22 protein-coding genes are annotated in these 19169 nt (G+C 58.1%); 10 read left to right on the forward strand and 12 right to left on the reverse strand.

The genetic code is table 11. The annotated features are described in order from the left end of the window. The 6 genes from M9827_RS24625 to M9827_RS24650 all read right to left on the reverse strand — a co-directional run. On the reverse strand, positions 1-304 hold a 304-nt coding region (locus tag M9827_RS24625), incomplete at its 3' end, for a HopJ type III effector protein (RefSeq protein ID WP_250607667.1). After that, positions 297-593: a DUF1244 domain-containing protein gene (locus M9827_RS24630; protein ID WP_250607668.1), complete on the reverse strand. Its 297-nt coding sequence runs from the start codon at positions 591-593 to the stop codon at positions 297-299. The genes M9827_RS24630 and M9827_RS24625, both read right to left, overlap by 8 nt. 96 nt (positions 594-689) lie before the next feature. Beyond that, complete coding sequence (folX, locus tag M9827_RS24635) at positions 690-1061, reverse strand: dihydroneopterin triphosphate 2'-epimerase (RefSeq protein WP_007914273.1); 372 nt, start codon at positions 1059-1061, stop codon at positions 690-692. Further along, positions 1062-1622 (reverse strand): GTP cyclohydrolase I FolE, encoded by a 561-nt coding sequence (gene folE / locus M9827_RS24640; protein WP_250607669.1) that lies wholly within the window; start codon positions 1620-1622, stop codon positions 1062-1064. Between the two features lie 20 nt (positions 1623-1642). Then, positions 1643-2353: a dihydromonapterin reductase gene (gene folM, locus M9827_RS24645; RefSeq protein ID WP_250607670.1), complete on the reverse strand. Its 711-nt coding sequence runs from the start codon at positions 2351-2353 to the stop codon at positions 1643-1645. 133 nt (positions 2354-2486) lie between these two features. Next, complete coding sequence (locus M9827_RS24650; protein WP_250607672.1) at positions 2487-3053, reverse strand: putative antibiotic biosynthesis monooxygenase; 567 nt, start codon at positions 3051-3053, stop codon at positions 2487-2489. A gap of 214 nt (positions 3054-3267) precedes the next feature. On the opposite strand from M9827_RS24650, the gene M9827_RS24655 reads away from it, so the two are divergent. After that, positions 3268-4227 (forward strand): MerR family transcriptional regulator, encoded by a 960-nt coding sequence (locus M9827_RS24655; RefSeq protein WP_250607674.1) that lies wholly within the window; start codon positions 3268-3270, stop codon positions 4225-4227. Positions 4228-4230: 3 nt separating this feature from the next. On the opposite strand, the gene M9827_RS24660 is transcribed toward M9827_RS24655, so the two are convergent. Together M9827_RS24660 and M9827_RS24665 are read right to left on the reverse strand one after the other, a co-directional pair. After that, positions 4231-4836, reverse strand: coding sequence for a hypothetical protein (locus tag M9827_RS24660; RefSeq protein WP_016987019.1), 606 nt, complete (start codon positions 4834-4836; stop codon positions 4231-4233). Positions 4837-4890: 54 nt separating this feature from the next. Then, positions 4891-5367 (reverse strand): PAS domain-containing protein, encoded by a 477-nt coding sequence (locus M9827_RS24665; RefSeq protein WP_250607676.1) that lies wholly within the window; start codon positions 5365-5367, stop codon positions 4891-4893. Positions 5368-5521: 154 nt separating this feature from the next. Between M9827_RS24665 and M9827_RS24670 the strand changes: the two genes are divergently transcribed. Then, positions 5522-5977 (forward strand): flavodoxin, encoded by a 456-nt coding sequence (locus tag M9827_RS24670; RefSeq protein WP_250607678.1) that lies wholly within the window; start codon positions 5522-5524, stop codon positions 5975-5977. Here M9827_RS24670 and M9827_RS24675 read toward each other — a convergent pair. Beyond that, positions 5967-6854 (reverse strand): LysR family transcriptional regulator, encoded by an 888-nt coding sequence (locus tag M9827_RS24675; protein WP_250607680.1) that lies wholly within the window; start codon positions 6852-6854, stop codon positions 5967-5969. The two genes, M9827_RS24670 and M9827_RS24675, sit on opposite strands and share 11 nt — an antisense overlap. Before the next feature lie 96 nt (positions 6855-6950). Between M9827_RS24675 and M9827_RS24680 the strand changes: the two genes are divergently transcribed. The 5 genes from M9827_RS24680 to M9827_RS24700 all read left to right on the forward strand — a co-directional run bounded on the left by M9827_RS24680 (position 6951) and on the right by M9827_RS24700 (position 10950). After that, entirely contained in the window at positions 6951-7337 is a 387-nt protein-coding gene (locus tag M9827_RS24680) for a CidA/LrgA family protein (RefSeq protein ID WP_250607682.1), read from the forward strand. Then, positions 7327-8013, forward strand: coding sequence for an LrgB family protein (locus M9827_RS24685; RefSeq protein WP_250607684.1), 687 nt, complete (start codon positions 7327-7329; stop codon positions 8011-8013). The genes M9827_RS24680 and M9827_RS24685 overlap by 11 nt, the downstream gene beginning before the upstream one ends. Before the next feature lie 131 nt (positions 8014-8144). Further along, positions 8145-8927, forward strand: a complete 783-nt coding sequence (locus M9827_RS24690) for a class II aldolase/adducin family protein (protein WP_250607686.1) — start codon at positions 8145-8147, stop codon at positions 8925-8927. After that, the gene (locus tag M9827_RS24695) at positions 8927-9829 is read left to right on the forward strand and encodes an alpha/beta fold hydrolase (RefSeq protein WP_250607688.1); all 903 of its coding nucleotides are present in this window, start codon (positions 8927-8929) and stop codon (positions 9827-9829) included. The genes M9827_RS24690 and M9827_RS24695 overlap by 1 nt, the downstream gene beginning before the upstream one ends. 209 nt (positions 9830-10038) lie before the next feature. Next, complete coding sequence (locus M9827_RS24700; RefSeq protein WP_123464741.1) at positions 10039-10950, forward strand: SDR family oxidoreductase; 912 nt, start codon at positions 10039-10041, stop codon at positions 10948-10950. A 47-nt stretch (positions 10951-10997) separates the two neighbouring features. On the opposite strand, the gene M9827_RS24705 is transcribed toward M9827_RS24700, so the two are convergent. The 3 genes from M9827_RS24705 to M9827_RS24715 all read right to left on the reverse strand — a co-directional run bounded on the left by M9827_RS24705 (position 10998) and on the right by M9827_RS24715 (position 12545). Then, positions 10998-11621: a hypothetical protein gene (locus M9827_RS24705; protein WP_250607690.1), complete on the reverse strand. Its 624-nt coding sequence runs from the start codon at positions 11619-11621 to the stop codon at positions 10998-11000. 418 nt (positions 11622-12039) lie between these two features. Continuing rightward, the gene (locus M9827_RS24710) at positions 12040-12300 is read right to left on the reverse strand and encodes a hypothetical protein (RefSeq protein WP_250607692.1); all 261 of its coding nucleotides are present in this window, start codon (positions 12298-12300) and stop codon (positions 12040-12042) included. Continuing rightward, positions 12300-12545, reverse strand: a complete 246-nt coding sequence (locus M9827_RS24715; RefSeq protein WP_250607694.1) for a hypothetical protein — start codon at positions 12543-12545, stop codon at positions 12300-12302. Before M9827_RS24715 ends, M9827_RS24710 begins: the two co-directional genes overlap by 1 nt. 722 nt (positions 12546-13267) lie before the next feature. Between M9827_RS24715 and M9827_RS24720 the strand changes: the two genes are divergently transcribed. The 3 genes from M9827_RS24720 to M9827_RS24730 all read left to right on the forward strand — a co-directional run bounded on the left by M9827_RS24720 (position 13268) and on the right by M9827_RS24730 (position 19138). Continuing rightward, on the forward strand, positions 13268-15061 hold the full coding sequence (locus M9827_RS24720; protein ID WP_250607696.1) for a DUF1302 domain-containing protein: 1794 nt from the start codon (positions 13268-13270) through the stop codon (positions 15059-15061). A gap of 23 nt (positions 15062-15084) precedes the next feature. Next, positions 15085-16452, forward strand: a complete 1368-nt coding sequence (locus tag M9827_RS24725) for a DUF1329 domain-containing protein (protein ID WP_250607698.1) — start codon at positions 15085-15087, stop codon at positions 16450-16452. A gap of 139 nt (positions 16453-16591) precedes the next feature. Further along, entirely contained in the window at positions 16592-19138 is a 2547-nt protein-coding gene (locus M9827_RS24730) for a helix-turn-helix transcriptional regulator (RefSeq protein WP_250607700.1), read from the forward strand. The last annotated feature ends 31 nt before the right edge of the window (positions 19139-19169 follow it).

Consider the following 19169-nt stretch of genomic DNA (forward strand, 5'->3'; position numbering starts at 1 on the left):
CGCCGGCCAGGCCATGCTGGATCAATGCACGGATATTGCCGTGATCACTGCCCTCAGGCGTGGCCACCACCGAACGGTAATGCTCGCCAAACGCCAACAGCGCCTCTTCATCGCTCAGACCTTCCAGCAGTGCCAGACCCAGGGTCTTGCACGAGCCTTCGTTCTGCCCGGCGGCGTTTTCTACGCCACCGTTGTTGAAGGCCTGCGGCTGGTAGTCGTAACCGGCGGCGATGAACGTCAGGGTGTCGGCGAATGCGTGTTCGCCGCTCTTGAGACTGGTGCGCAGGGTGTTCAGATCACTCATGGGTTTTTCCTTTGGCGAACGCTGCTTGTTGCTCGGCGTTGGCTTCTTGCTGATATTGGGCTTTCCACTCGGCGTACGGCATGCCGTAAACCACTTCGCGGGCGTCATCGAGGCTGACCTCGATCTGGCGCTCGTAGGCTTCGGCCTTGTACCACTTCGACAGGCAGTTGCGGCAGAAGCCGGCGAGGTTCATCAGGTCGATGTTCTGCACGTCCTTGCGGCTGTCCAGGTGGGCGACCAGGCGGCGGAAGGCGGCGGCTTCGAGTTCGAGGCGTTGTTGCTCGGTCATGGGAGTCTCTGCGAGACAGCTTCAAGCGACGAGCTTCAAGCTGCAAAATGGGTGGCGGTGATACGAAGTTTACAGCTTGCCGCTTTAAGCTTGAAGCTAGCGGCTCGCTGCAAGCGTGATTGACACCGACTCGGCAAAACGCAGCGCGTGCGGCTTGTCGACTTCGACTTCGGCATACAGCACTGAACCGTTGCTCATCACCAGATCGAGCAATTCCTGAGTCAGGCGTTCGAGCAGCGCAAAGCGGTTGCCCTCGACGTGCGCGATGATCGCTTTGGTGATCGTGCGGTAATTCAACGCGTGGTCGATGTCATTGTCACGCACCGCTTCCTGCGCGGCGTACAGAATGGTCAGGTTGATCAGCACATCCTGCTTGTTGAGGATTTCGTCCTCATTGATCCCGATAAAGGTGCGCAAGCGCAGATCCTTGACCCGGATGCGCGCCATTCCCGGCTGAAGTTGTGGCATTTACTTGCTCCGTCCAATCAATTGCAGGAACTCCTGGCGGGTGTTGCTCGACTCGCGGAACGCGCCGAGCATGACCGAGGTGTTCATGGTCGAATTCTGTTTCTCGACACCGCGCATCATCATGCACATGTGTCTGGCCTCAATGACGACCGCGACGCCGGCGGCATCGGTGACCTGTTGCATTGCGTCGGCGATTTGTCGGGTGAGGTTTTCCTGAATCTGCAGGCGCCGGGCGAACATGTCCACCAGTCGCGCGATTTTCGACAGACCCAGCACCTTGCCCGTCGGAATATAAGCCACATGGGCCTTGCCGATGAAGGGCAGCAGGTGATGTTCGCACAAAGAGTACAACTCGATGTCAGCGACGATGATCATCTCGTCACTGTCCGAGGCAAACAGCGCGCCGTTGACGATCTCATCAACGCTCTGTTCGTAACCATGACACAGGTATTGCATGGCCTTGGCCGCGCGCGCAGGGGTGTCTTGCAATCCTTCACGGTCGGGATCTTCGCCGAGGCCAATGAGGATTTCGCGGTAATTCTCGGGCAGTGAGCGGGTCATGGACATCCTCGCGAGTCGGCTTACTTGACGTGCCGTCCGCCGTTGACGGTCAGGGTCGTACCGGTGACATAAGGGTTGTCGAGCAGATAGCGCAGGCTCTGGTAGATCACTTCGCTGCCGGGTTCGATGCCCAGCGCGGACTTGGCCAGTGCCTTGGCGCGGTACGCCGCGTCGTCGTCGGGATTGAACAATAGCAGGGCCGGGGCGATGCCGTTGACCTTGATTGCCGGCGCATAGCGGGCGGCGAAGGACAGGGTCAGGCTGTCGAGCCCGGCTTTGCTGGCGCAATAGCCGATGTGTTTGCTACTGCCTTTGCGTGTGACATCGTCGCTGATGTGGACGATGTCGGCGGGCGTCGTGCGTTGCAGCATTTCGCCACAGTGCAGGTTGATCAGATACGGCGCGAGCATGTGCAGATTGAACATCTGCGTGAACGCTTCGGCCTCATAGCCTGGAGTTTCGACCAGCCACTCGGAGGCGTTGTGGACGATGGCGCGCAAGCTGTCGGTGTGGGTTTTCAGTTCATTGATGAACGCGAGGATCCCGACCTCGCTCGAGAAGTCGGCGAACAGGCCAATGGCGCCCAGATCGCGCAGCGTTTGCACACCCGGGCGTTCGCTGCGGTAGGTGAAGATGACGCGATGGCCGTCTTCGAGCAACCGCTGCGCACAATGCAGGCCGACACGCTGGCCGGCACCGGTGATGAGGATCGGGGCTGAGGAATCAGGCATGAACGGCTCGCATCGCGGTGGGAGTAAAAACTATAACAGCGACGAGCCTGAAAAGATCGCAGCCTGCGGCAGCTCCTACCTTGGCCTGTATGCAGTCCTGTAGAAGCTGTCGAGTGCGACGAGGCTGCGATCTTTAATGTTTCTGAGGTGCCGCCGAAACAGGCAGTCGCACCGGCGTACTGTTCAGCCAGTTCGCCAGCAATCGGGTCGACAGCGGGATAAAGAAGTAAACCATCAACGGCGTCAGGCACGCGGTGCTGATCAAAATCCGCGGCAACAGGCTCAGTTCTGCGAGCAACGGGCCGAGGACAAAGTTGAACAGCAGTGACACCGGAAAGAACGCCAGCCAGATCGCAACGGCCTGCTTCCATCGTGGAGGACGTTGCCCGGCAGCGCCGAACCAGCCTTCGATGCCACTGACCCGATGCTCTTTGGGGTGGGCGAACAGATCGCTGCCACGGCTCAGCCACGCGGTACGTGAAACCGAATGCTCCCACGCATGCAACGTTTGCTCATCGACAAAGCGGAAGATGATCTGGAATTCGTTATCGCCGGGTGGCGGAGCGAGCACGCCGGAGCCCAGATAACCGGGGAAATCAGTGGCCAGTTGTTCGCCTTCGCGCAGCCAGGCGATCAAGTCTTGATAGCGGCCATCAGCGACGCGACGGGCAACCATCAGCGTGACGGGGGAAGTAGACATTATGTATCTCCGTATTTCGATTGCGTCGCTCCGGGTAGGAGTTTCGCCTGACGCAGGGCCGGGGTAGAGGCCTGCGTTTTTCAACAAGCAAGGATTATTCCGGATTTTCACGATTAAACCAGCGAAGTTCTTCGCATTTCATCACTTGAACCCAATCGGGGCATAAGCGTTAGAATAGGATCCAATTGACCCGACATGGAAGTTGAACGCCCCTATGCCTGTGATCACGGACGCAAACCCTGCCACGCAGGCCTCTGTTGCGCTGGAACGCGCCGATTTGTTCCCGATTCGGGAGGTCGCACGCCTGACAGGTGTAAACCCGGTGACCTTGCGCGCGTGGGAACGGCGCTACGGTTTGATTCAACCAACACGCACTGAAAGTGGGCATCGGCTCTATTCGATGACCGATATCGAGCGTGTGCGCAGCATCGTCGACTGGATTGATCGCGGTGTTGCCGTGAGCAAAGTCGGCAAGATCCTCGCCAAGACCGAGCCGATGAAAGTATTGGCGCACATCATCCCGGATGACCTGGTGCAGGCCGATTATCTGCAATGGCAGGAGCAGATCCAGCAGGCGGTCAGTGCGTTCGACGACCAGCAACTGGATCGCGTCTATGGGCAGATTTTCTCTTCCTACGCATTGTCCGTGGTATTTCAGGACATTCTCATGCCGTTATGGCTGCAGATGTTGCAGAGTAAGGATGCGTTCGGACAAACCAGCGAGTGGCTGTTCTTCGACGGGTTCCTGCGGGCGCGGGTGTTGCAACGGATCGTCATGCTGCGTGGCACGCAACCGCGCCGGGTGATCGTCAGCGCACTGGCCGGGCAATGCCGGGAGCTGGAGTTGCTGGTGGCGGCGTTGTTCCTCAGTGATAGCAATTCCGGCGTTCGGGTGCTGACGACAGGTCAGCCGTTCGATGAACTGACGTTGGTGTGCGAAAAGATCAAACCTGATGCACTCGTGCTGTTTTCCAATCACGCCCCCAATGCCGAATTGCCTCGGCGTCTGAACCGCTTGGCGTTGAGTCTCGATTGTCAGTTGATGCTGGCGGGCGACGCTTCAGATCTGGCGCAGGACAGCCTGGCCGGATCGTCAGTTGCGTGCCTGGGCAATGAAGGCGCGAACATGCGTCAGCGCATGCTGCAGTTTCTCGCGGGGAATCTGGACACCTGAAACTCAGGTGTGAAGGGCGGGATGCGTCAGGCGATGTTGCTGCAGGATGAACTGGCGCAGACGCTCTGTTTCATCGGTGTCGGTCTGGCTCAGTTCGTAGGCGTAGAAACCGCTCTCGGTTTCCCGTTCGAAATTGCCCCGCAATGAAATCCGCTCGTAGCCCGAAGGGCTGAACCACAGCGCGAAATGCTTGGGTGGCTTGGTCTTGTTGCGCACTTCCAGCAGCACACCTTTGTGCGATACCTCGTGGACCCACAACGTGCCCGGCTGACCCTTGGCATTTTCCAGGGCAACCGGCTCTTCGAGAGTCAGTCGCCATGGCCGCACCATCGGGCCATCTTCATAAATACTCGGTACACCGAGACGCAGATGCAAAGCGTGGAACTCGTCTTCCACCAGATGCAACGGGAAGGTCATCTGCTGATTTTCGAAGTTGGCCTGAATGGTCACTTGCTCGTGAGCGGCAAGGCGGGTGAGCAAATCACGGATCTGCGAACCGCCGTTAACCAGCAGACTCGACGTCGCATCCCGCACGTTCAGTTGCGGGTTGTGCTGCATGGTCTGGATGAAATCCAGCTCATCCTGAGTGAGGAGGGCGTCGCGCTGCATGGCTAACTCGAAAGATATAGATACAAAGTCATTGGTGATTGTAGTTAATGACACTTAGTTCGCGATTTTGTTTTGACCGTTTGTCGCTTTCAATGCTGCCAATTCTGCTTTGAGGGCAGCGACTTCAGCTTCCAGTTGAATCACGCGCTGTTGCGCCTTGACCTGAACCGTGACGTCCTTCTGCACGCCAACGAAATAGGTCTGCCCGTCTTCGACGTTTTTCACCGTTGAAAGCGACAGTTCATTCCAGAACGGTGTGCCGTCCTTGCGATAGTTGCGCAGGATTTCCCGGCACGATCCATTGTTGCGCAAGACTTCGCGAATCAGCGCCAGACTCTCCTGATCACGATCACCGGCCTGCAGAAACCGGCAGTCCTGATAAAGAATCTCCTCGCTGGTATAGCCGGTCAGACGTTCGAAAGCCGGGTTCACATAAATCAGGATGTTGTCCTGTTCACCTTCCTTTTCAGCGACCACGATCCCGTCGTTCGACGCGTTGATCACCATTTGCAGCAGGTTGGCGTTGATCATCTTTGAATCCTTTCAGAGTTGTCAGTGGCACGCATTCTAGAAGAACCGCAGGCGCTGTCTACTGGCCATTACCGCCAATTGAGATCCAGTCGCAGCTTTGCGCTTGAGGCTGTTACTATCGCGGCTCTTTTTTTCCAGTTTCAGGATCAGATTGATGAAAGTCGCCATCCTCTCCGGTTCGGTCTATGGCACCGCCGAAGAAGTCGCCCGTCACGCCCAGAACCTGTTGAAAGCCGCGGGCTTTGAAACCTTCTACAACTCGCGCGCCAGCCTCGCCGACATCCAGGCGTTCGGCCCCGAAGCATTGCTCGCAGTGACCTCGACCACTGGCATGGGCGAATTGCCCGATAACCTGCAACCGCTGTATTCGGCGATTCGCGATCAGTTGCCAGCGCAATTGCTCGGTTTGCCGGGCGCGGTGATTGCCTTGGGCGACGCCAGTTACGGCGACACTTTCTGCGGCGGTGGTGAGCAAATGCGTGAACTGTTTGGCGAACTGGGCGTGCGTGAAGTGCAAGAGATGCTGCGCATCGACGCCAGCGAAAGCGTCACCCCGGAAACCGATGCCGAGCCTTGGCTGGCGCAGTTGATCGAAGCGCTCAAGGGCTGATTGCCCGTTCACGCAGCAGGCTCAGCCACGCCTGTGCGGCTTTCGACAGATAGGCGCCGCGCCGCCAGATAAACGCGATATCCCAACGCAGATAATCCGGCGCGCGCAAGGTCAGGCGCACCACGCCTGGCCGCACTAGCCCGCGTGCCACCACGCTGGGCAACAGCACCACGCCTTGCCCGGCGGCCACCAGCGCCGCAAGGAAATCCGCCTGACCGCTGCGTCCGCCTTCCTTCGGTGTGAAACCCAGTTGCTGGCACGCCTGCAGCAAGCGGTCGTTGAGCACGAAGCTGCGCTGATAGAGCAGAAAGGGTGTCTCGGCCAACTCCTCCAGACCAATCTCGCCTCGATCGGCCAGCGGATGATCCACGGGCAGCAGGGCGTCGAGTTTCTCATCGCAAAACGGCTGACAGTCGAATTGCGGATCCTTGGGCAACAGACTGCCACCCAACTCCAGTTCACCGCTGAGCACCGCCTGCTCGATGTTGCGGCTACCGCCCTCAAGTAACTGAATGCTGATATTCGGATAGCGTCGGCGGTATTCGGCAAACAATTCTGCGAACAGTGCATCGCTTCCCAGCAGTGGCAAACCCAGGCGCAGTTCTCCACGTGCCAGATGACTCAGATCATCCAGTTCCGCGAGCAATTCGTTGCGCAAGCGCAGCATGCCCTCGGCCCGTTGCAGCACCACGCTGCCGGCAGCGGTCAGGCGTAACTGTGAACCGAGCCGTTCGAGCAATGGCGTGCCGAGGCTCTGCTCCAGTTGTGCGATCTGTTTGCTCACCGCTGACTGGCTGATGTGCAGGGTTTTTGCGGCCTGGGTGAAACCGCCCTGATGCATGACTTCGACAAAACTGCGCAGCTGTTTGAATTCCATTGCCTGATTCCATTTTGGAATGGCGTTGAGTCTAACAATTCGCTTCAGGGATGGCAGGGTACTTCATAAAATAAGTGCCTGTCTGGAGAGCAAAACATGAACACTGTCACCCTCAAACACCTGTCTCGTCTTCTCGCCGAACTCGCCGTGTTGCTCGGCCTCTACCTGCTTGGCTGCCAGCTCGGCGCCTGGCTGGCGTGGCCGATTCCCGGTGGCGTGATCGGCATGGCGCTGTTGCTGCTGGCTTTTGCCTTCGGCTGGATAAAACCCGCCGCCCTGCAATTGGGCGCGGGCTTGCTGATGGCCGAAATGTTGTTGTTCTTCATACCGGCGCTGATGAGTCTGCTCGACTATGGCGCGCTGTTGCGCAATGACGGCTGGCGAATCCTGTTGGTAATCGCCGCCAGTACATTAATGGTGATGCTGGTGACGGCTTTCACCGTAGAGCTTGCCGTGCGCATGAGGCGTTCCCATGAAGCTTGAATGGATGCCGATGTTCTGGCTGGCCTTTACCCTGTTGGCGTACTTGTTCAGTCGCTGGTTATATCGGCGCACCGGACGCTACGTGTTGTCGCCGCTGATACTGGTGCCGGCGTTGTTGCTGGCGCTGGCTGTGCCGTTGCACACCGCTTATGCCGAATACTCCAGCAATACCCATTGGCTGATGTTGGTGCTGGGCCCGGTGACCGTCGCCTTCGCCGTGCCGATCTGGCAGCAGCGTTGCTTATTGATGCGGCACTGGTCGGCACTGCTGCTGGGCATGGTGGCCGGCAGTGCGGCATCGATCGGTACTTCCTTCGGATTGGCCAAGGCATTGGCGCTCGACAGCTCCGTGACGATGTCACTGGTGCCACGCTCGATCACCACACCGTTCGCCATGCCGCTGGCACAAAACCTCGGCGGCGTGCCGGAGTTGACGGCGGTCTTCGTGATGTTCACCGGTGTGTTCGGCGCAATGCTCGGCGGGGTGCTGTTGAAGTGGTTGCCACTGCGCAGCGCCTTGGCCCGCGGCGCGTTGTTCGGGGTTGGCGCGCACGGAGCCGGGGTCAGCCGGGCCCATGAAGTGGGCGGTGAAGAAGGTTCTGTCGCCGGGCTGGTGATGGTGCTGACCGGGTTGCTCAACCTGTTTGCCGCGCCTTTGTTGGCGTCGTGGCTTTGACATGGATCCAAGGAGTTTGCATGGCTGACCCGTTCAGTCATCAAGCTGGCTGGCAATGCAACTACGCGATGCTCTGCGCCTGACTAGACTGCTCGTACGTGCAGAACAATAAGAACGCAGAGGTGCATACAGTGAGCGTAGCCCCCGTCCAATCGTCCCTTAATGTCAAAGACCAGGTCAGCGCCGCGGAATGGCAGACCCGTGTCGATCTCGCCGCTTGTTATCGTCTGGTCGCGCTGCATGGCTGGGACGATCTGATCTTCACCCATATTTCCGCCAAGGTGCCGGGCACCGAAGATTTCCTGATCAACCCGTTCGGTCTGATGTTCCACGAGATCACCGCCTCAAGCCTGGTGAAAGTCGATCAGGCCGGCAACAAACTCATGGACAACCCCTACGAGATCAACCCCGCCGGCTACACCATCCACAGCGCCGTGCACGAAGTGCGGCACGATGTGGTTTGCGTGCTGCATACGCACACCGCTTCCGGTGTAGCGGTGTCGGCGCAAAAGCAGGGCGTGTTGCCGATCAGTCAGCAGTCGCTGTTCGTGCTCTCCAGTCTGGCCTATCACGGCTACGAAGGCGTGGCGCTGAACCACGAAGAGAAGGCGCGCCTGCAAGCCGACCTTGGCGAAAACAATTTCCTGATGCTGCACAACCACGGTCTGCTGACCTGTGGTGGCACCATCGCCGACACTTTTCTGATGATGTTCACCTTCCAGCGCGCCTGCGACATTCAGGTCATGGCGCAAACCGGTGGGGCTGAACTCATCGCCATCGAACCGCAAATTCTGGCGGGCGCCAAAGCGATGATCGCCGGCGTCACCAAAAGTGCTCAAGGCATGGGTGGCGCGCTGGCCTGGCCAGCGTTGCTGCGCAAACTCGATAAACAAGACCCCGGATATAAACTCTAATGCCTCTTGCCGAGATTCCTCTGTGTGTCTGGCGTAAACGCAGCCAGACGTTTGTCTTTCGTGGCCAGCCGATTCGCTACTGGACGGCGGGGCAGGGTGAGCCGCTGTTGCTGATTCACGGTTTTCCGACCGCCAGTTGGGATTGGCATTACCTGTGGCAGCCACTGGCCCAGCGTTATCGGGTGATCGCCTGCGACATGCTTGGTTTTGGCGATTCGGCCAAGCCGATCAATCACACTTACAGCCTGCTGGAGCAGGCGGACTTGCAGCAGGCCTTGCTCGCGCATCTGCAGGTCGAGGAACCCGTGCATGTGCTGGCGCACGATTACGGTGACAGTGTTGCGCAAGAACTGCTTGCCCGACACTACGAAGACAAGATCGAGATCGCCAGTTGCGTGTTTCTCAACGGCGGACTGTTCCCGGAAACCCATCGCCCGGTGCTGATGCAGAAATTGCTGCTCAGTCCGCTGGGCTGGATGATCGGTCGTGCGTTCACTCGCGACGCTCTGGTGAAAAGCTTCCGGCAGATCTTCGGCCCGCAAACCCGCCCAAGCGAAAGCGAACTGGACGACTTCTGGAGCCTGGTCGACAGCAATCGCGGGCCTCGGATCATGCATAAATTGATCAGTTACATTCCCGAACGCCGTGTGCAGCGTGATCGCTGGGTGACGGCGATGCAGCGCGGTGAAATTCCGTTGCGGGTGATCGATGGCGAAGTCGATCCGATTTCCGGGGCGCACATGGTCGAGCGTTACCGTGAATTGATCCCCGACGCCGACACGGTGTTGTTGCCGGGCATCGGCCACTATCCACAGACCGAAGCACCGGTGCAGGTGCTCAAGCACTATCTGGCGTTTCGCGATCGTTTTGTGCTGCCACCGCGCAAAGTAGCATGCTCCTGACAAATCAAAAGATCGCAGCCTGCGGCAGCTCCTACACAAATCCAATGTAGGTGCTGCCGAAGGCTGCGATCTTTTGATCTTTTGTTTCTTTGACGGCCTCATCATCCCCCAACCTTATCGCGCACCATTCAGCCTCAGCCGTATTCGTTGTGACCCAAAGCCCTGTGCCTGACACTCAGGCTCAATACTGGCCTGCTGGAGTTGCTGCGATGAATGAGTCTGTGCGTTTCGAAGATAAAGTCGTGATCGTCACCGGAGCCGGTGGTGGCCTCGGACGCGCCCACGCATTGTTGTTCGCCAGGCAGGGTGCCAAAGTGCTGGTCAACGACCTCGGCGGCTCGACCCAGGGCGAAGGCGCCAACGCCTCCGCCGCCGATCGCGTGGTGGCAGAAATCCGCGAAGCCGGCGGCATTGCCGAAGCCAACCACGACTCGGTCACCGACGGCGACAAACTGGTGCAGAACGCCCTCGATGCCTTTGGCCGCGTCGACGTTGTCGTCAACAACGCCGGGATCCTGCGCGACAAGACTTTCCACAAAATGGACGACGCCGACTGGGATCTGGTTTACCGCGTCCACGTCGAAGGCGCCTACAAAGTCACCCGCGCCGCCTGGCCGCACCTGCGCGAGCAAAACTACGGCCGGGTGATCTTCACCGCCTCGACTTCAGGTATCTACGGCAACTTCGGCCAGTCCAACTACGGCATGGCCAAACTGGGTCTTTACGGTTTGACCCGCACCCTGGCCATCGAAGGTCGCAAGAACAACATCCTCGTCAATGCCATTGCGCCGACTGGCGGCACGCGCATGACCGAAGGCCTGATCCCGCCGCAAGTGTTCGAGCAATTGAAGCCGGAGCTGGTCAGTCCGCTGGTGGTGTATCTGGCCAGTGAACAATGCCAGGAAACCTCCGGACTGTTTGAGGTCGGTGGCGGCTGGATGGGCAAGGTGCGTTGGGAGCGCAGCCTCGGTGCAGGGTTTGATCCACGAGTGGGATTCTCGCCGGAAGATGTCGCGGCGCACTGGCAGCAGATTTGCGACTTCGAAGGGGCGGCGCATCCGAAGGACAATATTGAGGCGCTGAAGGAAATGATGGCGAATTTGCAGAAGTATTCGCTTTAAAAGACGTTTGAGCCTCGCTGCCTCTCGATGCGGCGAGGCTCGTTCCATTATTCCTTGTACCGTTTATCAATCATGAACTCCGGGATTTTCCAGTTTGGACCCGGAATGGCGACAGCCGCATTGCCCTCAGCCAATACACCCTCATGAAATAATTCCTCATACGCTCTCCACAATTCACCGCGCGCGATGACTTCAAATCGATAACGCCCGAACAGTGTATCGATTGAGGGAAATGCCAAACCGATAGCCAAAACTGATAACAAGTCTCTGAGATTTTCTTGCCTGACAGCTTGTTCGAGTTTTGCAATCGAACTCTTGGATCCGCTGACGCATTCAAATGCTTCCACCTCCTGTTTTTTCGCAGCGTCGATGGCCTCGTCGGTATAGCGTAATGACTCATCGTCGCTCAGTTTGAAGTCTTCAAGTGTGGCCGTATGGAGGTTATTCCAAAGGGATGGATTACTTTTGGGAATGTAGTCGTCGGCGAATCCCATCGCTCTGAATCGCTCCATCATTCGAAGTGAATAGGCATAGAACCGTCGATCGGTATCGCTCATCTCGAGCTTGCGCTCCAGTATGGCGTCAAGACGCTTGATCATGATGAGGTTGGCTGCAGACCCTTTTCCTTCAATTTTTGTTTCGGCTCCCTCAACAAAACTTTGCTCCAACATTCGTTTTACTCACTGCGAATTTTTCGGTTTGCGGAGCAATTAACCTACATCAGCTTTCGAATGGAAATATCTGCATCAATCGTCAGTAATGAACTGTTTAGTTGTATGAATAATTGGGAGGGCGGTTTGATAGCTTGGCATTAGAAGATCAAACAAGGAGATTTCCTACAGCAATGGGGGAGTCTTCCCGCTGATGCAGGTGAGGTGGCTAAAACGGCACCCATAAAATAGGTCGCTGCAAACGCAGCGGCCAAGGTAAGACGTTTGATCAAGGAGCGACAAATCACCCTGAGCAATAATTTCTCCCTAGCATTGGCAGCAGATTAGTGATTTCGAAGAAACGGCGCATCCGAAGAACAATATAGGTGCGCTGAAAGAGATGAGGCCACCAAGCTCGAGCTTGGCGGCCAACAACCCATTAAATGTATCGTTTTTCGGCCATAAATTTTGGAGCCTTCCAGTTGGGGCCTTTAATAGCTAAGCCTTTATCCCCGTGTGCCAGTACTCCAGACGCGATAAGTCGAGTGTAGGCATCCTCTAGGGCTCCATATTGACTGATCAAATCTCGGTTGTATTGTCTGATCATCATGTCCAGGTGCGGATTTGGTTTGAACAGTGAAAATACGGTGACGATGTCATCCAATGGTTCATTTTTCACAATTTGCTCAATGGTATTCATTACCACATCTCCTTAAGCAACTTCTGGTACTCACGCTCTTCTTGCCGCCTTGCAGCTTCCAGCGCCTCTGGCGTATATAACAACGTTGGATCATCTTTAAGCTTGTAATCCTCCAGTGTTGCAGTGTGGACGTTGTTCCATACGGAAGAGTCTTTATCGGGCATTTCCGTGTCGCCATATCCCAAGGCTTTAAGCCTTTCGAATTCTCTGATCTTATGAGTGTAAAAGCGTTTGTCGGTACGCATATTCATGTCCTTTTGAATGTGCGTGATAACTCGCTGGCAAGTTAGCGCGGCCGATAGTGACGTCCGTGTCACCAGCGAGGGGTTGAGGTGTTTCAAGTTACATCAGACTTGCGGTTACAAAATCTGAGAAGCCCGTAAGTAACAGGGCGTTGTTTCGAGAGGGATTTCGCAGGCTAATAACAAAGCAGGGAGAATTCTTCTGCGACGCAGGAAAGGTCCTACGTCGTTCTTGGAAAGTGTTTGCAGGCAGTAGGGAATACTTTTTCAACGCCCATAAAAAAGGCCGCTGCAAACGCAGCGGCCAAGGTAAGACGTTGGATCAAGGAGCTACAAATCAACGTCAGTGAACACCGGGGCGATAAACCGAAGTCTTCGATTCATCTGAAATCTGTCGGCAATGACCTGAGTTGCTCAAAGGCCAAAGCTTCGTGCTTTGCGGTGTGTGCCGTGAAAGCCCGCTCAGAATAAGGTCTTGAGGGCGTAGGAAAAATACCGATTCCGGACATGCACTGTTGCGGGGCACGTAACAGTCCCGTGATCCCATGTGCACCATGCGCGGCACTGATGATCCGCCATCCAGCCGATCCATGAGCGGCGCAAAGCCCCGTCGCGCAAGGCCATTCATCCTTTCGAGCGACAACACGAATACCTCCTTGGTGCGCTTATCGACGCGCTTGTCCGGCAGTAGGGTGAGGCCTTCTGTCACTCACCGGGGAAGACGCATGACAAAAACAACAATGCGCGCCATCTTCACACCGCAGGCGCTGGCAGCCGCGGTGGCTTTGGGTTGCTGCGCCCAGGCGCAAGCAGTTGCGTTCAACATTGGCGAAATCGAGGGTACCTTCGACTCGTCGCTGTCGATCGGTGCGAGCTGGGGCATGCGCGATGCCGACAAGTCGCTGGTCGGCACGGTCAATGGGGGCACCGGGCAATCCTCGACCGGTGATGACGGGCGTTTGAATTTCAAGAAGGGCGAGACCTTCTCGAAAATCTTCAAGGGCATTCACGACCTCGAACTCAAGTACGGCGACACCGGTGTCTTCGTGCGCGGCAAGTACTGGTACGACTTCGAGCTGAAAGACGAAGACCGCGAGTTCAAGCCGATCAGCGACAGCGGCCGCAAGGAAGGTGCGAAGTCTTCCGGTGCGCAGATTCTCGATGCGTTCGTCTATCACAACTATTCCATCGCCGACCTGCCGGGCACTGTGCGTGCGGGCAAGCAGGTGGTGAGCTGGGGCGAAAGTACGTTTATCGGCAACTCGATCAACAGCATCAACCCGGTCGACGTCTCGGCGTTTCGGCGGCCCGGTGCCGAAATCAAGGAAGGCCTGATTCCGGTCAACATGCTGTTTGGCTCCCAAGGCCTGACCGATCAACTGACCGTTGAAGGTTTCTATCAACTGGAATGGGACCAAACCGTTCTCGACAACTGCGGCACCTTCTTCGGTGTCGACGTGGCGGCGGACGGTTGCAACAACGGCTACACGGTCGGCAACCCGGCGATCGCGCCGTTGGTGCCGCTGACCCAGGCCTTTGGTCAGGGCATTCAGGTCACCCGTGAGGGGGTGGTGATTCCCCGTGGCGGCGACCGCGATGCGCGTGACTCCGGGCAATGGGGGACCGCGTTGCGCTGGCTCGGTGACGACACTGAGTACGGTCTCTACTTCATGAACTACCACAGCCGTACGCCGACGGTAGGCACGACCACGGCCGGTCTTTCGACACTGGCTGCCTTGCCGGGCATGGTCGGGATCGCCAATGGCCTGGCCCCCGGCAGCGGTTCCGGCCTGGCCCAGAGCGTGATGCTCGGACGCGGTGGCTACTACCTTGAGTACCCGGAGGACATTCGTCTCTACGGCGCGAGTTTTTCCACTACATTGCCCACCGGCACGGCATGGACCGGCGAGATCAGCTACCGGCCCAACGCTCCGGTGCAGGTCAACACCAACGACCTGACGCTGGCGCTGCTCAACCCGATTGCCGGCGGTGCCGCGTCACCGATCGCCACCGATCCGGGGTCTGATAACAAGGGTTATCGGCGCAAAGAAGTTACGCAGATCCAGAGCACCCTCACGCACTTCTTCGATCAGGTCTGGGGCGCTCAACGCCTGACCTTGGTGGGTGAAGCAGCGGTGGTGCGGGTCGGCGGTCTGGAGTCGCGCGACAAGCTGCGTTATGGCCGTGACTCGGTGTACGGCCAATACGGTTTCGGCGGCGACACCGACGGTTTTGTCACCTCGACGTCGTGGGGCTACCGCGCCCGGGCGATCCTCGACTACGCCAACGTGATTGGTGGGATCAACCTCAAACCGAACCTGTCGTGGTCGCATGACGTCGCCGGTTATGGCCCCAACGGCCTGTTCAACGAAGGCGCGAAAGCGATCAGCGTCGGCGTCGATGCCGACTACCGCAACACCTACACCGCGAGCCTCAGTTACACCGACTTTTTCGGTGGCGACTACAACGTCCTCGAAGACCGTGACTTCGTCGCCCTGAGCTTTGGCGTGAACTTCTGATCTGCCCGAGAAGGATGAATGCAATGCGCAAAATGATTCTGCAATGTGGTGTGCTGGCCCTGAGTCTGCTGGCGGCCAATGTGATGGCGGCGGTATCTGCGGAGGAGGCCAACAAACTTGGCACCAGCCTGACGCCGCTCGGCGCCGAGAAGGCCGGAAACGCTGACGGTTCGATCCCGGCATGGACCGGCGGCATCCCGAAAAACGCCGGGGCGGTGGACAACAAAGGCTTTCTCGCCGACCCGTTTGCCAATGAAAAACCGCTGTTCACCATCACCGCAGCCAACGTCGACAAGTACAAGGACAAGCTCTCCGACGGTCAGGTAGCGATGTTCAAACGCTACCCGGAAACCTACAGGATCCCGGTCTACCCGACCCACCGCACGGTCGCCGCACCGACGGAAATCTACGAGTCGGCCAAACGCAGTGCGCTTAATGTCACCAGCATTAACGACGGTAACGGCCTGGCCAATTTCACTGGCAACCGCTACTACGCCTTCCCGATTCCGAAGAACGGCGTGGAGGTGTTGTGGAACCACATCACCCGGTATCACGGCGGTAACCTGCGGCGCATCATCACCCAGGTGACACCGCAGACCAACGGCAGCTACACACCGATCCGCTTCGAAGAAGAGATCGCCGTGCCGCAATTGATGAAGGATCTCGACCCGGAAAAAGCCGCCAACGTGCTGACCTTCTTCAAGCAGTCGGTGACCGCGCCGGCACGTCTGGCCGGTAACGTGCTGCTGGTCCATGAAACCCTCGATCAGGTGAAGGAACCGCGTCTGGCATGGATCTACAACGCCGGCCAGCGCCGCGTACGCCGGGCGCCGCAAGTGGCCTATGACGGCCCGGGTACCGCCGCCGATGGCCTGCGCACATCGGACAACTTCGACATGTTCTCCGGCGCACCGGATCGCTACGACTGGAAACTGGTCGGCAAGAAGGAAATGTATATCCCGTACAACAGCTACAAACTCGACTCGCCGAAGCTCAAGTACGACGACATCGTCAAGGCCGGGCATATCAATCAGGACCTGACCCGTTACGAACTGCACCGGGTGTGGGAAGTGATCGGCACGGTGAAACCGAACGAGCGGCACATCTACGCCAAGCGTCACATGTACATCGATGAGGACAGCTGGCAGGTGGCGCTGGCGGACCACTACGACGGTCGCGGGCAACTGTGGCGTGTCGCCGAAGGCCACGCTCAGTATTACTACGATCACCAGGCCCAGGCCTACACGCTGGAAGCGCTCTACGACATCATCGCCGGTCGCTACATTGCCTTGGGCATGAAGAACGAAGAGAAGCACAGTTTCGAGTTCGGCTTCGAAGCCAAGGCTGCCGATTACACCCCATCGGCCCTGCGCGCAGAGGGTGTGCGGTAACGTTTTTGCTACAAGGGCAAGGCAAAAGGCGACCGCACGGTCGCCTTTTTTATGGGCGTCAATCAGCGTGCTGAATACTCGTCAACAAGCGCGCAGGAGAGGGCTAGGGTGAGCGCACAATGATAAGAAGGCTCACCCGATGACCGCCATGACCCCGTGCCTGGATCGACCCGGATTTTTGCCAAGACTTTCTTCATATCATCAGCCTCGCAGTCGTTTGAGTGCACCTCTGCTGGCATCGAGTGCGCGGGTCAGGCTGTTGTGCGCACCCGCTGGCAGTGGCAAAACCGCTCTGCTCACCGAATGTCTTCTGCAGGTGCGTGCAGACTGCGAGGCGATTTGGCTGCCGCTCGCGGGAGCAGTGCTCAGCCGCGAGGAGTTTTGCCTGCGTCTGACTCGGGCGCTCGGGCTGGTCGAAGGCCTTGACGTTTCGCATCTGATGACGGAACTGGCAGGTTGGTCCAGGCCGACTTCGCTGTTCATCGACGATTACAGTCGTCTGCCGGATCCGGCTCTGGATGCTTTGCTGGATCGTTTGCTGGCTGTCAGCAGCCCGGCGCTCACCTGGTGGATCAGCACGCGCCGCCGGCCGCAGTGCAACTGGCCGCGCCTGTTGCTCGATGACGAACTCTACGAATCCGAGCGCGCCAACCTGGCGCTGACTCACGATGAGGTTGTACCGGTGTTGCGCCATTTGCCGCCAGATCAGGCGGACCGTGTCGCCGCCCGTATCATCCAGCGTACCGGCGGCTGGTGCGCGGGTGCGCGCATGGCGCTCCTGCAAAAGTGCGACTGGTCGCAAAACCTGCAGCCGCAACAGCGTGTCGACACTCTGCTCGATTATCTGCAGCACGAACTCTTCAGTAATCTGACACCCGAGCAGGACGAGGCGTGGCGTGTTCTGGCCCACCTGCCACGGTTTAACGCGGCATTATGCGAGCATTTGTTCGGCGCCGGTGAAGGCGCACAGTTGCTGCATGATCTGCAGATGCTGGGCTGCTTTATCGAGCCATGGCAGGAGTCCGCCGACTGGCTGCAGGTCTTCCGCCCGCTGTCGCGAATCATGCAGGAGTCGCACTGGCCGTGTGCGCGTTCGTGGCACCGGCGCGCCTGTCAGTGGTTCACTGTTGCGCAGGATTGGCGAGCGGCGTTCGAGCAAGCGTTGTTGGCCGAAGAATACGAAACCGCCGTGAGCCTGTTGCAGCATTTGAGCTTCGAGGATTTGTTGGAAGATCAGACGGTCGTCCTGCTGTTGCGCTTGCATGAGGAGCAAAGCCGGGAGCTGACCTTGATGACACCGCAACTGATCAGGCTGGTCACGGGGGCATTGCTGTTCGCCGGCCGATTCGACCAGGCCGCGCAATGCATGGCCCATCTTGCCCGCTTCATGCCACAACCGACGGCGCACCTGGAGCAGCAACTGCTGGCACATTGGCAGGCGCAACACGGTTGGCTCTGTCACCTGCAAGGGCAAATGGAGCCGGCGCGCGCCTGTTTTCAGGAGGCATTGTCAGCGCTGAATGATGATGCCTGGCAGGGCCGTTTGATGTGTCTGTCGGGGCTCACGCAGCAGGCATTACTGTGCGGTGAACTCGATCAGGCCCATGTTCGCAACCGCGAGGCGCTGTGCCTGGCACGCGCGCACGGCTCCCTGTTGTTCGAAGGGTTGCTCGAGCTTGATCATGCGCAATGGCTCGAGCAGCGAGGCGCGCCTGTGCGTGCCGAAAACCTGCTGGTGGACATTGAGCATTTGCTGCGCCAGCGCACCCTGGTACCCACGCCGCTGCTGGGCCGGATTGCCCTGCGACGAGGCCGGCTGGCGCTGTGCATGGGGCTTGAAAAGCAGGCTGCGGATCTGTTCAGCCAAGGCCTTGAAGACTGCTTGCGCAGTCAAGACAAACGGGTTTTGTATGGCTACCTGGGGCAGGCTCAACTGGCCGGCAATCGAGGCGATTATGCCTGCGCTTTCGAACGCCTGCGCGAGGCCGAAAGGGTCATGCAGCAGCGGCAGATTCCCGATACGGTCTATCGCGGTGTTGTGCTTCAGGTCAGCAGCCAGTTCTGGTTGCAGCAGGGCCGACCGCAATTGGTGCAAGAGGCCTTGGGCCGGCTGTTACGGCACTACCGTGGACCCTCTGCACTCCAGGCGCCGCCCGCGACGTTCGAGCTGATTATTCGCATTGAATACCTGCTGGCCTGCGCGCATACGCAATTGAATCCGGGTGAAAACTGTCTGCCAAGCCTTGAGCGTTTGTTGAATGAGGCTCAGGCCAGAGGCATGTTGACGGCGGAAACGGAGTTGCTGCTGGCCTTCGTCCAGTTGGCCGAATCGAGCGGTGACACGGTGGCGGCGCAGCAAGCTTTCCAGCGAGCCGGAATGCTGGTGGAACGCTGCCAATTGCGGCAAGCCATGCGGGAGTGGGAGTTACGCCGAGGCAAAGTGTCTGACAAGCAGTTTCCTGCCTGGCAATGCGACAGCCATGATCTTGTTCCGGTCCTCAGTCGACGTGAGCGCGAAGTGCTGATGTTGATTGCTCAAGGTGCTTCGAATCAGCAAGTTGCCGAACAACTTTTTATTTCGTTGCATACAGTAAAAACCCATGCGCGGCGGATTAACGGGAAGTTGGGTGTGGAGCGCAGGACTCAGGCTGTGGCGAAAGCAAAGTTGATGGGAATACTGGTTTGATATTGTGGTTTTCTGTGGGTGTAAATGTTTT

This window comes from Pseudomonas sp. AKS31, from assembly GCF_023634765.1.
In the GTDB taxonomy this organism is placed as follows: Bacteria; Pseudomonadota; Gammaproteobacteria; order Pseudomonadales; family Pseudomonadaceae; genus Aquipseudomonas.